Genomic DNA, 14,554 nt, shown 5'->3' with positions numbered 1-14,554 from the left:
TGTGGATGGCGGGGCGGCGCCGGTGGTGCTGGTCTGGCCGCCCCGGGAATAGTTGTCAGGCGGCGCGTGGCTGGACGGAGCCGGGCACGATCTGCCCGCCGAACTCGCGCAACAGCCCCTGCACGAACGGATCGCCGTCAATCGTGGACTCGGCCTCGCGCTGGCGCTCGGCCCGTGCCGCTGCATCGACAGCAGCCGCCGTGTGCGTGACAGCGCCAATGTCGCACTGCACGCGCACTTCCACGCCGAATTGCTCGACCAGCGCGGCCTGGAGCCGTTCGGCGACATTGTTTTCGGCGATGGCCGCCACCGGCACGCGCAGGTGCAGGGTGCGGCCGACCACGCGGTGCAACTCGCTCTGGAACGCCAACTGCTGGGCCAAGCCCTTGAGCGGCAGCGTGGCGGCCAGCGTCGGCCAGTCGTCGGTGAACACGGGCGGCGTGCCGTCATCGGCGGCACTCGGCGCCACGGGCGGAATCGCAGGCGCCAGTTGCACAGCCGGCTGAGCGGGCTGTGCGGCGGCCTCCGGCTCCGGCCGGCGAGCCAGCTTGGCCTGTGGTGCGGCGCGGCTGGCGCGCGGCGCGGGTTCGAACGAGTCCGACTCGAAACCGCTGTCGTAGCCGCCGAAGCTCGGGTCATAGCCCGGATCGCTGTCGTACGGGCCGATCACCGGCAAATCGGGGGGCAATTCCTCCCAAGGCGGCACTTCGCCGMTGGCCGACTTCGCGGCCGGGGCGGATGGCACCGGTTGGGGCGTCTGGACTGGCTTGAGCGGCTGGGCGGCGGGTGCAGCCGGCGCTTCCCGTGCCGGCGTGACGGCCGTGGCCGGGCGCGCCGCCGCAGGCGGACGCAACGGCTGGGCAGCAGGACGCGGGCTCGGCGCTGCCGCCGCAGCGGGCGCCGACATCGKCCGCGCGCCGCCACGGCCAGCCGTGGCCTGGCGGGCGGCCAGCAAGGCGGCCTTGGCGGGCGACATCGCGGCGGCATCGGCTACCGGCGCCGGAGCGGATGGCACGGGCGCTTCGGCCCGGACCGGTGTCACCGGCTCGGCGGCGCGGACAGAAGGTGCCACGGGTGCGGGTCGAACCGGCTCGGCGGCCTGCACCGGAGCGACTGGCGCCACCGGAGCCGAAACAGCGGCAGGCGTGGGCACAGCAACCGGAACAGCAGCCGGGGCCATCGCCACCGGCGCAGCCGCCACACGCGGCGCGGGTGCTGCCGGCGCGGCGGGGCGCGGTCGGGCAACTTGCTGCTGGCCGCCACCGCCCTGCCCGCCCACCGTCGCCGGGCTGGCGGACGGCCGGAAGGCCAGCATGCGCAGCAGCGTCATGGTGAAGCCGGCGTACTCGTCCGGCGCCAGTGCCAGTTCGTTGCGGCCAATATTGGCAATCTGGTAGAACAGCTGCACTTCCTGGGCGTCGAACACGCCGGCCAGCCGTCGTACTTCGTCAGCCTCGGGCCATTCGTCCTGCACGGACGCCGGCACGGCCTGCGCCAGCGCCACCTTGTGCAGCAACGAGCCCAGATCCTGCAGCGCGCCGGCGAACGACAGGCTGCGGTCCGCCATCGCATCGGCAATCCCGAGCATGGCGGCGCCGTCCTCGGCTGCCAGCGCGTCCAGCAATTGCACGAGGTAGCTCTGGTCGATGGCGCCGAGCATGCCGCGCACGGCCTCCTCGGAGACCTGCCCGGCGCTATAGGCGATGGCCTGGTCGGTCAGCGACAGCGCGTCGCGCATCGACCCATGGGCCGCCTGGGCCAGCAGCCGCAGCGCGTTGCCGTCATGGCCGATGCCTTCCTGGCCCAGGATATGGTCCAGATGCGAGACGATATGCCCCGGCGGCATCTGTTTCAGGTTGAATTGCAGGCAGCGCGACAGCACCGTGACCGGAATCTTCTGCGGATCGGTGGTGGCGAGGATGAATTTGACGTGTCCGGGCGGCTCTTCCAGCGTCTTCAGCATCGCGTTGAAGGCGTGGTTGGTCAGCATGTGGACTTCGTCGATCATGTAGACCTTGAATCGGCCCACGGTCGGCGCGTAGACCGCCTTGTCCAGCAGTTGCGCCATTTCGTCCACACCCCGGTTGGACGCCGCGTCCATCTCGATGTAGTCGACGAAACGGCCGCTGTCGATCTCCTGGCAGGCCTTGCACTGGCCGCACGGCTGGGCCGTGATGCCGCCCGCCCCGTCAATGCCGGTGCAGTTGAGGGCCTTGGCCAGGATCCGGGAGAGCGTGGTCTTGCCCACGCCACGGGTGCCGGTGAACAGGTAGGCGTGATGCAGCCGCTGCTGTTCCAGCGCGTGCGTGAGCGCGCGGACCACGTGCTCCTGGCCCACCAGCGTGGTGAAATCCCTGGGGCGCCATTTGCGCGCTAGAACTTGATAACTCATKGCGGCGATTGTAGCAAAACGCGCCGCCCCGAATGGCGCCGATTAACCGCACTCCCCCACGTAGCCACAATTGGCGCATTTGGCGCAGCCATCCACCTTGTGCAKGGCGTGGGCGCCACACTCGGGGCAAGGCTTGCCGGTGCCCACGCCGGGGTTGTGGCCGGCCGGGGCCGGCCGCGTCGGGTTGCCGGCCAGCGCCAGGGCCGGCTCGCCAGCCTGGAACGCGTCCCGCCCGGCCAGCCGGGCCGCCAGCGCCGCCGCCGGCACCTGGGCGCCGTCCTCGTCCAGGAACCCGCGCTTGATCAGGATGCGCTGGAGCGCGTAGCTGATGGCGGCCACCTCKGAATCATGGAAACGCGGCACCTCGGTGCCGTCCTGGCGCACCAATGCACCATATCGGACCGTGCCCTTGTCCCAGACCACGTTGCGCATGTCCGCCAGTGCCTTGGCCACCGGGCCGCCGGAGCGCGCCACCATCGACAGCAGCCGCATGGTCGAGGTGATCCACTGCTGCCCCTCGGTGCGCTGGCCCGCCGGCATGAAGAACTCGAGCGGCCGCTCCACCGTCACCGGCTTGCCATCGATGACGCCCGAGACCCGCATGAAGTTCACGGTCAGGTAGACGGTCTTGTGGCCCTCGTAGGTCAGATACTCCACCTTGGACGTCACGCCTTCCAGGTCTCCGAGCGGCCGGCTGTTGAACGGGCGCGTCAGCGGATCGTCGTCMGGGGTGGCCGTGGTGGCGGTGGAGGCCGTCGCCGGGGCGGCGGCAGGCGTGACCGAGAGCACGGCGCCCAGCACGCTGTTGGGCCGATAGGTCGCCAGCCCCTTCAGGCCGGCCTTCCAGGCCTCCAGGTAGAGGTTGCGGAAGGCCTCGTACGGATAGTCCTCCGGCACGTTGACGGTCTTGCTGATGCTGGTGTCGATATAGGGCTGCACCGCCTCCAGCATGCGCATATGGTCCAGCGCCGACATCTGGAGCGCGGTGACGAAGCTCTCCGGCAGCCGCTCCATGTCGGCGCCCATGTGGCGATACAGTCGCCAGGCGTGATCGGCCACCTCGAACGATCGGTAACTGTCGTCCGGCATCCGCTTGCGGCGGTTGTAGGTCCACGAAAACGCCGGCTCGATGCCATTCGACGCGTTATCGGCAAATGCCAGCGTGATCGTGCCCGTTGGGGCAATGGAGAGCAGGTGCGAGTTCCGCAGGCCATGCGCCCGGATGGCGTCGCGCACGGCCTCGGGCAGCCGGCTCACGAAGCCGCCGGCCAGGTATTGGTCGGCCTCGAACAGCGGGAAGGCGCCCTTCTCGTCGGCCAGCTCCACCGATGCCAGGTAGGCATGGTCGCGCATGGCTTCCGAAATCCGCCCGGCCAGCTCGCGCGCGGCATCGCCGTCGTAGCGCAGGCCGAGCATCACCAGCGCGCTCCCCAGCCCCAGGAAGCCCAGGCCGATGCGGCGCTTGGCGCGGGCCTCGGCCTCCTGCTCGGGCAGCGGCCAGAACGTGACGTCCAGCACGTTGTCCAGCATGCGCGTGGACACCCGCACGACCTCGGCGAAGGCCTCGAAATCGAAATAGGACTCGGCCGTGAACGGCTGGCGCACGAAGCCGGTCAGGTTGATCGACCCGAGGCAGCAGCAGCCATACGACGGCAGCGGCTGCTCCGCGCACGGGTTGGTCGCCTCGATGGTCTCGCAGTAATAGAGATTGTTGTCCGCGTTGATCCGCGACAGGAACAGGATGCCCGGCTCGGCATGGTCATACGTGGCCTGCATGACCTGGTCCCAGAGCTGGCGGGCCGGCACGCGGCGGTAGACCCACTGGCCGTCATCACGCCGATAGGCGCCGGCGGCGATCATGTCCATGCCCGGCTCGGCCTCGTGGACCAGTTCCACCTCGCCATCTGCCTCCACGGCCTGCATGAACGCATCGGTCACGCCGATCGAGATATTGAAGTTGGTGAGGTCGCCCTGGTCCTTGGCGTGGATAAAGCTCTCGATATCGGGGTGGTCGCAGCGCAGCACGCCCATCTGCGCGCCACGCCGGGCGCCGGCGGACTCCACGGTGGCGCAGGAAGCATCGAACACCTTCATGAACGACACCGGCCCGGACGCGCGCGAGTGCGTCGCGCGCACGAGCGCCCCGCCGGGGCGGATGGCCGAGAAGTCGTAGCCCACCCCGCCGCCGCGCCGCATGGTCTCGGCCGCCTGGGCCACGGCCGCGTAGATGCTGGGCTTGCCGTCGCGCGCCTCGGAAACCGAGTCGCCCACGGGCTGGACGAAGCAGTTGATCAGCGTGGCCTGGATACCCGTGCCAGCGGCGGAATTGATCCGCCCCGCCGGCACGAAGCCGTTCTCCAGCGCCCAGAGGAAGCGCGCGCCCCACATCTCGCGCCGGTCGGCCGGCTCGGCCTCCGCCAGCGCACGCGCCACGCGGGCACGCACATCGGCAATGGTGCTTTCCTCGCCCTTGGCGTACTTCTCCAGCAGCACTTCGGTGGAGATGTCCTGCGGCGCCAGCGCGCCGCGCAAGATCTGGTCGTTTGCGTTCATGTCCTGGCTCATTMAGATGGAACGATTTTTCCAGTCCGCCATGCTGCCAGCGATCCTCCGGCGCACAGCCTGCGTCAGATCAAACTAGCTAGAACAAATCGTATTCCAACTAATTTCGGGACGCCGCCGGCCGGTTGCGATACAATGCCGGTCGGACGGGCCTCCTCGCATGGTGGCGCGGTCAACCTGGTCAGGTCGGGAACGAAGCAGCCACAGCCGTTTTCCATCAGTGCCGAGGGTCAGGCTCGTCCCCCATATTCTTTTGCTGCATTCCTTCGCGGCACATCTTCGTAGCCGTTCGCGTTACACGTCACACACTCCCCGCACAATCAGGCAAMAGCGTCGGCAACGCCCTGCAATGCCGCCTATTCTGCTCCCATTTTTCGATTGGGGGCGCATGCCCCCAATCGCTCAGAACAACGACCCCTGCTGCATTGCCGGAACCGGCGCGCGCAAACTGCCCGCGTCGATCCACTCCCCGGCCGCCGTGGCCACGCCGGCCTCGATGCGCTTGCCGGGGAACATCGGCCCCACTGCCGCCACGTAGCGCGCGAGTTGGGCGCCATAGGCGGCATGTTCCTGCGGCAGCAAACGCAGTTTGTAGTCGATCACGACCACGCGGTCGGTGAATTCCACGAGTCGGTCGATCCGCAGCAGCCGGCCGCGCCCGTCGTACAGTTCCACCTCGTTGCGCGACGATAGCGCCGCTTCGGGGAAGAACAGCKGGCGCAGCGCCGGTGCGGTCAGCATCGTGCGGACGTCGGCCACGGCCGCTTCGGCCTGGGCCTGCCAGCGTTCGCGCGCCTGCGGCGCCCCGGCGCCGGTCAGCGGGAACCAGCGCATGACCGTGGGCACGTCCGGCAAGGCGCCGAAGGCTTCCGGATAGCGCGTCACCCGTTCCAGCAAGGCGTGGACCAGTTCGCCATGGGCCGCCGCTGCGGCGTCGAACACCACCGTTTCTTCCTGGTCTTTGTCGTCGAACTCATCGAATTCGTCAATTTGCGGGAGTGGCGCCGCGTCGCGATAGCGCAGGCGGAAGTCCGCGTAGCGCACGCGCTCGCTCACTGGCGTCAGCGCGGCATCGCCTGGGGCAGCTTCGGTTTCCGGGTAGCCGTCCACCGCTTCGCCCACGCCTGCCGCCGCCAGTCGCACGTACCAGCTACCCGCGATCTCGGCCGCCGCGCCCTCTTTCTCGGCCTTGCTCGCACGGCCCTTCACGCCGCTCACCAGCAAACCCTGTTGGGCGCGCGTCATCGCCACATAGAGCAGATTCCAGTTCTCGCGCTCGGCCAGCGCCGCTTCGGCCTCGAACAGGGGCTGGCGGGCCCGGCCGCGCTCGCTGCGCTTGCCGTAGGCCGAGAAATGCCGGGGCACCGGCGACTCAGGCGGCCAGTCAACCAGAATGCCTCCGCGGTCCGCCGCCGGGTCGCTGTGGTTCGCGTCGAGCAGCACCACGAAGGGGGCCTCGAGCCCCTTGGCGGCGTGAACGGTCAGGATATGCACCGCATCAAGCTGGCTTTCGCCGTCATCTTCCGGCTCCGCCTCGCCGTCCTCCACGCCTTCGCCCATGCCGCCCTCGTCGGGGCTCTCGTCCTCGTCGCCGCGCCGAATTTCCTGCAACTCGTCGATAAACTTCGGCAAGCTCGGATAACGACCGCCATCGAGGTCCAGCGACAGCTTCAGGAAGGCGTCGAGATTGGCCAGCACCTGCTCGCGGATGGCGGCTGGCGCGGCCTCGGCGTAGCGGCGGCGCACCTMGCCCGCATCATAGATATGGTCGATCAGGTCATGCACGGGTCGCTGTGGCGCCAGCGCGAGCCAGGCGCGCAGCCGGGCCACGCCGCCACGTAGCGCATCGGAACATTCGGGCGGCACGCCCACCGCGTGGATGCGCGCCCACCAGCCGCCCTCGCCTTCCAGGCCGGCCAGCAGCAGCAGGTCATCGTCGGTGGCGCCCACCAGTGGGCTCTTGAGCACGTGCGCGAGGTCGAGGTCGGACTCCGGCGTCATCAGGAAGGCGAGCAGCGCGGAGATGTCGAGCGCCTCCAGCGTCGCCAGCAGGCCGCCCCGGCGCGGACTCAGGCACGGGATGCCGGCCTCGCGCAGCGCGCGCTCGTAATCGGCCAGATGGGTCTTGCGGCGCACCAGCAGGTGCATGTCCCGCCAGCAGGCAGGCCGCGTGGTGTCGCCTTCCCGCACGGGCACGTGGTCGCGCACATGGTGCAGCCAGGCGGCCACGCGCCGGCCTTCTTCGTAGCGCAGCGAATCGCCCTGCCGCGTGCGCGGCTGGGTCAGCGTGTMGCGGTGGGATGGGGCGTCAGCCGGAACCTCGGCTTCGTCCTCAGCCGGCTCCTCGACCAGCGGCAGCAGCCAGACCGGCCCGCCGGGCTCGCGCAGCGCCGTGGTCTGGGTCTCGTACAGCGGATAGCGGCCCTCGGCGCGCGCATGGTCGAACACGGCGTTGACCCAGTCGAGCACCTCCGGACGGTTACGCCGCGTGCGATTGGTCCGCAGTACGGTGGCGCCGAAATCGGCCTGCAGCATGGCGCTCGCCGCGCCGAACAGGCGGGCGTCGGCGCGACGGAAACGGTAGATCGACTGCTTTGGATCGCCCACCAGGAAGACAGTCGGCTTCTCGCCCAGGCCCTGGTAGCCGGCCAGCCAGCCCTGCAGGATCCGCCACTGGAGCGGATTGGTGTCCTGGAACTCGTCGAGCAACAGGTGCTTGTAGCGCGCGTCCAGCCGCACCTGGAGGTAGGTGGCGGTCTCCTCGTCGGCCATCAGCCGGGCGGCGAGCCATTCGAGATCCGCAAAATCCATCGCGCGCTGGTCGTTCTTGTAGCGCTGGTAGCGCTCGAGCAGGGCATCGCCGAGTTGGTACAGCGCGAGGTTGATGGCCAGCACGGCGGCCTCGCAGCGGCGCGCGGCGATCTCGTCGAGCCGGGCGCAGTGTTCGGCATGGCGGGCTAGCAGATCGTCCACGGCGGACTCGCCGCCCGCGGCCTTGACCAGCGCCGTGGTGCGACGCATCGCACGTGGCTCGCCCGCCGCCGTGAAGAACGCCGATCGCAGGCGGTGGAAGGCTTGCGCGGCGGCGTCGCCGGGCGCGCCGCCCGCCTCGCGCCAGGTGCGGATGGCGGTCAGGCCGTCGATCATCCGGGCAGCATGGCCGTGCTCGGTCTTGCCGCCCTGCCCTAGCAGTTTTGCGAGGGCCGTGCAGTCGTCGAGCCATTCGCCCTCGCAGAGCGCCTCCACCAGTACGTCCGCCGTGGCATCGTCGCCGAGGTGTTCCGCGAGCATCGTCGCCGGGTCGCCAGCCTCGCGCATCGCAAACCATTCGCTGCGCGCGTGGAACATGCGGTCCAGCAGGCTGCGCGCCTGGAAGTCGCCGATGGCATCGACCAGTTGTTCGTACGATGCCCGCAATTCGGCGAATTGGGGCTGGGCCAACGCACGCCAGAACGGCGCCCAGGCTTCCCGCTTCATGCGCAGGGCGTCTTCCCGCAGCGATGCGCCCGGCACGATGCCGGAGGCCAGCGGTGCGCCACGCAGCAGCGTGCCGAACCAGCCGTGGAAGGTGTCGATGGCMATGCGCCCCGGCGAGGCGAGCACCTTCGCGTGCAGCCCGCGCGCACGCGGCAGCGCGGCCCGGGCGGCGTCCGGGGTCAGGCCACGCATGGTCAGGGCGGCCAGCACCTCGGCGTCGGTGCCGCTGGCCAGTTGCGAGAGCACTTCCAGCAGGCGCTCGCGCATCTCCTCGGCGGCCTTGCGCGTGAAGGTGATCGCCAGAATCTCGTGCGGGGCGGCACCGGCCAGCAGCAAGCGCACCAGCCGCGCCACCAGCAGCCAGGTCTTGCCGCTGCCGGCGCACGCCTCCACCACCACCGAGCGGGCGGGGTCGCAGGCGGCGCGCGTGAAATCGGCCTCTTCGATGGGGTGCCCATCGCGAAGGTAGGCGTGGACGTCGGTCATGACTGCAGATCTGGCAAGGCGGTGGATTCCCAGAAGCCCTTGCGGCACAGGCCGCGGGCTTCGCAATAGGTACAGGCGGCGGCGTCACCGAAGGCCGGCAACTTAGCGCCGGTACGCAGGCGGCCCACATCGTGGCGCAGCTGGCGCTCCAGCCACGTGACGGCGGCGGCGAAGTCGGGCAGTTCCACTTCGCGCTGCGCGGCGGCGGCGCTGTCTTTCCCGCCGTGCTTCACGCCTTCCAGCGCGACCCAGCTTCCCGCCACTGCATCGGCGCGCAGCAGGCCGTAGAACGGCAGCTGGCAGTCTTCCTCGGCATCGCCGGCCTTGCGGCGCAGGCGGCTGGCCGGCTGCGTCTTGTAGTCGAGCACCGCGTGCGCGCCATCCGGGCCCTTGTCGAGCCGGTCGATGCGGCCCGCCAGCCGCAGCGGCAAGCCGTCCGGCATCGCCACATCCACGCTCACGTCGAATTCGCCGGCGCGCCACAGCCAGCCCTCGGCCTCACGCGCGGCCTGCCAGTCGATATAGGACGGCAGCACCTCCAGCCAGCGGCGGTAGTAGCCGATGGCGTTGCCGTCCTCGGCCATCAGCGCGCCAAACACGGTGTCGGAAATCTGGCGCAGCCGGGCCAGCCGCCGCGCGGCGTCCTGTTCGTCGGCTTCGGCGATTTCGGCGTGGTATTGCAGCAGCACGCGGTGTAGCAGATTGCCGATATCGCGCTTCTCTAGGTCGTCATTTACCGCCTCAAGACCGGCCAGCCCGAGCATCCGCGCGGCGAAGAACTGGTACGGGCAGCGCCGCAGCATGTTGTACGCCTGCGCGCTCCAGCGGGCGGGCACGCGCTCGGGGGCGGTCGGCACCGGCATATAGCCGGGCTGGGCGAAGGTGTCGTGCAGGCGCGGGGCGATGTTGGCCTCGATCGGCGCCCCGGCGCGCGCGCAGCACGCCGACAGTCGCTCGATCCAGCCCGACACGTGGTGCGGCTCGCCCCGCCCCCCGAAGCGCTGCCAGGTCATCACCACGTCGTCGTTATTCAATAGCACTTCGGCCAGATCGCGCGCCTGCTGGGCGAAGCGCGCCTCGCGGTCTTCGAGCGCCAGTTCGCGGCGCATCTGGTTCGAGAAGAACATCAGTTCGGCGGCGCTGGACGGCAGTTGCGCATCGTCGCAGCCGACGATCACCACGCCGTCGAAGCGCCGCATGCGCGCGCCGTTCAGCGGCAGGATCGTGATGCGGGACGAACTCTGCGCGGACGGCTCCTTGTACGCCACCGATTCGAGCAAGGCGGACAGCATCGCGCGGAATTCCTGCTGGCTCAGCGTGGCGTGGGCGCCGGTCTCGTCGTCGGGCAACTCGGCCAGCCGCGCGAGGGCGTCGAGCATCTGCCGGCCGGCGTCGTCGGCGGCGAGGGGCGTGCGCATATCGAGCGCGTCCAGCGTGGCGTCGAGCCGCGCCAGCCAGACCGTCAGGGGCTTCTGCGCCAGGCCGCGCGGCCACGCGGCGGCCTCGTCGGCCAGCGTGGCGATCAACGCGCGCGCGCCGGCGCAGGTGGCTTGCTGGGCCTCGTCGGCGTCCATCGTCTCGGCATCGACCAGCGTGGCGTTGGCGCGCCGCTCGGCAAACAGATGACGCAGGCGCGCCCAGCCGCCGGTGATGGCTTCGCGGCGAATCTGGCGTTCCATCAGCGCGATGGCGCCGCCGCGATGGGCAAAGCCGGGCAGGCAGAACGGGCTCTTGAGCAGGTCGAGCAGCGCGGCGGTGTCGCCATCGCGCGCCAGGACGTCGAACCAGCGCATCAGCGCGGCGGCCGCCCGCGTGGTGGAGAGCTTCCAGCCGGTTTCGTCGCGGACCGGCGCCCCAGCGCGGGCGAGCAGCGCGCGGGCCCGGCGGGCCACCACGCGGTCATGCGCGACCAGCGCGACGTGGCGGCGGCCTTCGTTGAGCCATTGCACGAGTTGGTCGGCGGCGGCGGTCGCCTCGTCCTCGAAGCGCGCGCTGCCKACCACGCGGATGCGGGGGCGATGTTCGGGGAGCTGATCAGGCAATGCATTTTGCGACTGACGGGTCAGGGAATCGTCTGACGCATCAGATTCGTCTTCGTCTGCCACTGCATCGATCCGCCGTGCCTCGGGCCACAGTGCCAGCAGCGTGCCGTACCAGTCGGGCGTGGCCTCGGCATCGTGCGCGCCGCCGGACCAGTCGTAGCCCACTTCGAGCGTCGGCACCTGCTCGCCAGCCTGGGCGAGGAAGCGGGCCTCGACGGGTTCGGGCGGCGTCGGGCCAATCCACACCACTGGGCCGGCCACCTGCTGCGCCAGCCGCTGCAGGGCGCGGCGCCGGGCTGGCAGCGGATCGTCCGGACCGGAAAGCATCTGCCAGAACGCCAGAACAATCTGCGCCTCCTGACCAAGAAATTGTTCCGACAGGTGCGCATAGGTGCGTTGCAACGCGCCCTGGAGCAGCGCGGCGCGATCCTCGCCATCGATATCGTCATCGTCGCGGACGGCGGCGTCCTCCAGCCAGCGCGCGCTCAGTTCGTCGCTGATCGACAGCAGCGTTTGCGCCAGCCCCCAGGCGGCGCCCTCGGTCTGGGCGCCGAACGCGCGGCGCAGCCAGTCCTGTTCGCGGATGGCCTGCTGCACGGCCAGCAGGCGCGCGGCATGGCTGCGCACCGGCCTGGGCTCGGCTTCCAGGTCGGGCGGGAGGTCCAGCAGCCAGTGGCCCAGCGTCAGCACGCGCGGCAGCAGCCGGGGCGTGCCGGCGGTGCGCGCGGCGGCGTCGAGCGCCAGCCTGACACCCGGAATCTGCGCGGCCGTGGGCACGACCACGTGTGCGCCGGCGGCGGCCGGTCCGCAATGGTCAAGGAAATACCACGTCGCGGTGGCGGCCTGCTCAAGGAAGGCGGGGCCGGGAGAAAACGAAAGCCGGGTCATGGATGGCGCGCCCGACCGCGTCGGGTCAGGCGCAAATGGGGGCACGGGGCCGTGGCGCGCCAGGGCGCCACGGCGTAGTCAGTCAAGGAAATACGATGGCGTTGGCCGGGGCCGCCCGGCAGCCCGGGCGGGCGCGGGTCAGTGATCACCGCGCTCCAGCCGCGCACGCAACTCGCGGGCAGTTTCGAGCAACCCTTCGTAGCCGGAGCGGGCGTGCTCGGGCAGGTCCGGATCGCCAACCAGCGTGCCGAGCGTCTCCATCACGCTGTAGACGAGCCCACGGGCCGCGCCAGTGGCAATGCTGTTGGTCTCCACCGCGCTGTTCAGGTGCGCCAGGGCGTCGCTCAGGTGATCCACGTCCGGTGGCGTGTCGGGCAGATCGTCGGCGGGATCGGGCTTGCGGGGATCGGCAGTCATGGTCGGTGGCCTTGTGGTGCCTGCGGGGTTGGCAATCCATATCATTCTACGCGCGCGGCCGGTCGGCCGGCATGGGGAGGATTCTCAAAGTGCTTTTCAGGTCATGCCGGATACCCTTATTGGGGGAATTCCCCGGGCACAAAGATAATCCATTTGAGTACTGGATAACCCGATGCCGATTGAGCGATTCTCTTGCCGCGATTAACACAATGTTGAGCAGGTATTACCGCGCAGGGGCACAATTGCACCTGTCCCCGGCCCTGTCGGCACCCCGTTCCGAGGGGGTATTGAAATTCGGCAAGCTGGTAACATATCGGCATCAACGGCACGACCTGTCTGACCTGACTGCCTCCGGCGCCATCGCAAACCGATCGCCGGATTCTCGTGTAAGGTAGCGGTCAGCCTTCAACATCAACTGAGCCCCAGAGGTTTCACGCCATGAGCGAACAAATCAAGTATGTGAGCGACGCATCGTTCGACGCCGACGTCCTCCAGTCCGACAAGCCCGTCCTGCTGGACTTCTGGGCCGAGTGGTGCGGTCCGTGCAAGATGATCGCCCCGATCCTGGACGAAGTGGCACGCGATTTCGGCGACAAGGTGCAGATCGCCAAGATCAATGTGGATGAGAACCAGCAGGTGCCGGCCAAGTTCGGCATCCGTGGCATTCCCACGTTGATCCTGTTCAAGGAAGGCAAGGTTGTCGCCCAGAAGGTTGGCGCCCTGTCCAAGTCGGACCTGACCGCGTTCCTGAAGAACAACGTCCCGGCCCTGGCCTGACGCCAGACCCCGCGGCCAGCCCGGCATGGCTGGCTGCGGCACCGCATGATCCGGCTTCGCGTGCGCCAGCTCTGGCGCGCCGGCCGGATTGTGCTAAGATGCCATCAACAACTTCCCCGAGCGTTCGCTCATTCTTTCCCCCTTCCCTTTGGTCTCGCCCGTCCGGGCCACTTCTGTACCCCTCGTCTATGCACCTGACAGAACTCAAATCGCTTCACGTGTCTGCGCTTCTCGAAATGGCGGCAACGCTCGAGATCGACAATGCACAGCGGATGCGCAAACAGGAACTGATGTTTGCGATCCTGAAGAAGCGCGCCAAGATGGGCGAAACCATCTACGGAGACGGCACGCTGGAAGTCCTCCCCGACGGCTTCGGCTTCCTCCGCTCGCCGGAAACCTCGTACCTGGCCAGCACGGACGATATCTACATCAGCCCTTCGCAGATCCGCCGCTTCAATCTCCATACCGGCGATTCGATCGAAGGTGAAGTGCGGACCCCGAAGGACGGCGAGCGCTACTTCGCGCTGGTCAAGGTGGACAAGGTCAACGGGCAGGCGCCCGAAGCGGTGAAGAACCGCATCATGTTCGAGAACCTGACGCCGCTGCATCCGAACCGGCCGCTCCAGCTCGAACGTGACATCCGCGCCGAAGAGAACATCACCGGCCGCGTGATCGACATGATCGCCCCGATCGGCCGTGGCCAGCGCGCGCTGCTGGTGGCCTCGCCGAAGTCGGGCAAGACCGTGATGCTCCAGCACATCGCGCATGCGATTGCGAACAACCATCCGGAAGCTGACCTGTTCGTGCTGCTGATCGACGAGCGCCCGGAAGAAGTTACGGAAATGATGCGCTCGGTGCGCGGCGAGGTGGTGGCGTCGACCTTCGACGAACCGGCCATCCGTCACGTGCAGGTGGCCGAAATGGTCATCGAGAAGGCCAAGCGCCTGGTGGAACTGAAGCGCGACGTGGTGATCCTGCTGGACTCCATCACCCGTCTGGCACGCGCCTACAACACCGTGGTGCCGGCCTCCGGCAAGGTGCTGACCGGCGGTGTGGACGCCAACGCCCTGCAACGCCCGAAGCGTTTCTTCGGCGCCGCGCGTAACCTGGAAGAAGGCGGTTCGCTGACCATCATCGCCACGGCGCTGATCGAAACAGGCAGCCGCATGGACGACGTGATCTACGAAGAGTTCAAGGGCACCGGCAACATGGAAGTGCACCTCGAGCGCCGTCTGGCCGAGCGCCGCGTCTACCCGGCCATCAACCTGAACAAGTCGGGCACGCGCCGCGAGGAACTGCTGATCAAGCCGGAAATCCTCCAGAAGATCTGGATCCTGCGCAAGTTCATCTCCGACATGGACGAAGTGCAGGCGATGGAATTCATCCTCGACAAGATGAAGCCGACGAAGAACAACGCGGAGTTCTTCGACATGATGCGCCGCGGCGGCTAACCGCCCCGGTAGTGCATCAGGCAGGAAAGGCGTACCCTTGGGTGCGCCTTTTTTGTCTCTGC

General features: G+C 68.7%; 7 protein-coding genes and 1 other RNA gene. 3 read left to right on the top strand and 5 right to left on the bottom strand.

Annotated elements, in window-relative coordinates; genetic code table 11:
* Window positions 1-55: 55 nt before the first annotated feature.
* Window positions 56-2,392, bottom strand: coding sequence for a DNA polymerase III subunit gamma/tau (locus AC1EJR_RS10635; RefSeq protein ID WP_477147037.1), 2,337 nt, complete (start codon window positions 2,390-2,392; stop codon window positions 56-58).
* A 42-nt stretch (window positions 2,393-2,434) separates the two neighbouring features.
* Complete coding sequence (locus AC1EJR_RS10630) at window positions 2,435-4,945, bottom strand: adenosylcobalamin-dependent ribonucleoside-diphosphate reductase (protein ID WP_477147036.1); 2,511 nt, start codon at window positions 4,943-4,945, stop codon at window positions 2,435-2,437.
* 154 nt (window positions 4,946-5,099) lie between these two features.
* Here AC1EJR_RS10630 and ffs point away from each other — a divergent pair.
* Window positions 5,100-5,198: signal recognition particle sRNA small type (gene ffs / locus AC1EJR_RS10625), an RNA gene on the top strand.
* Window positions 5,199-5,356: 158 nt separating this feature from the next.
* Here ffs and AC1EJR_RS10620 read toward each other — a convergent pair.
* The 3 genes from AC1EJR_RS10620 to AC1EJR_RS10610 all read right to left on the bottom strand — a co-directional run bounded on the left by AC1EJR_RS10620 (window position 5,357) and on the right by AC1EJR_RS10610 (window position 12,264).
* Entirely contained in the window at window positions 5,357-8,917 is a 3,561-nt protein-coding gene (locus tag AC1EJR_RS10620) for a UvrD-helicase domain-containing protein (protein WP_477147035.1), read from the bottom strand.
* On the bottom strand, window positions 8,914-11,847 hold the full coding sequence (locus tag AC1EJR_RS10615; protein WP_477113321.1) for a PD-(D/E)XK nuclease family protein: 2,934 nt from the start codon (window positions 11,845-11,847) through the stop codon (window positions 8,914-8,916). Before AC1EJR_RS10615 ends, AC1EJR_RS10620 begins: the two co-directional genes overlap by 4 nt.
* Window positions 11,848-11,985: 138 nt before the next feature.
* A complete protein-coding gene (locus AC1EJR_RS10610; protein ID WP_092289741.1) occupies window positions 11,986-12,264 on the bottom strand; it encodes a hypothetical protein in 279 nt (92 codons plus the stop codon).
* Window positions 12,265-12,702: 438 nt separating this feature from the next.
* Here AC1EJR_RS10610 and trxA point away from each other — a divergent pair, with 438 nt between their 5' ends.
* Window positions 12,703-13,041: a thioredoxin TrxA gene (trxA, locus tag AC1EJR_RS10605; RefSeq protein WP_092289743.1), complete on the top strand. Its 339-nt coding sequence runs from the start codon at window positions 12,703-12,705 to the stop codon at window positions 13,039-13,041.
* A gap of 188 nt (window positions 13,042-13,229) precedes the next feature.
* On the top strand, window positions 13,230-14,492 hold the full coding sequence (rho, locus tag AC1EJR_RS10600; protein WP_092289745.1) for a transcription termination factor Rho: 1,263 nt from the start codon (window positions 13,230-13,232) through the stop codon (window positions 14,490-14,492).
* The last annotated feature ends 62 nt before the right edge of the window (window positions 14,493-14,554 follow it).

The organism is Cupriavidus sp. 05T42, from assembly GCF_056396345.1.
Note: the sequence above shows the minus strand (reverse complement) of the source record. Positions and strands in the feature narration are given on the sequence as shown.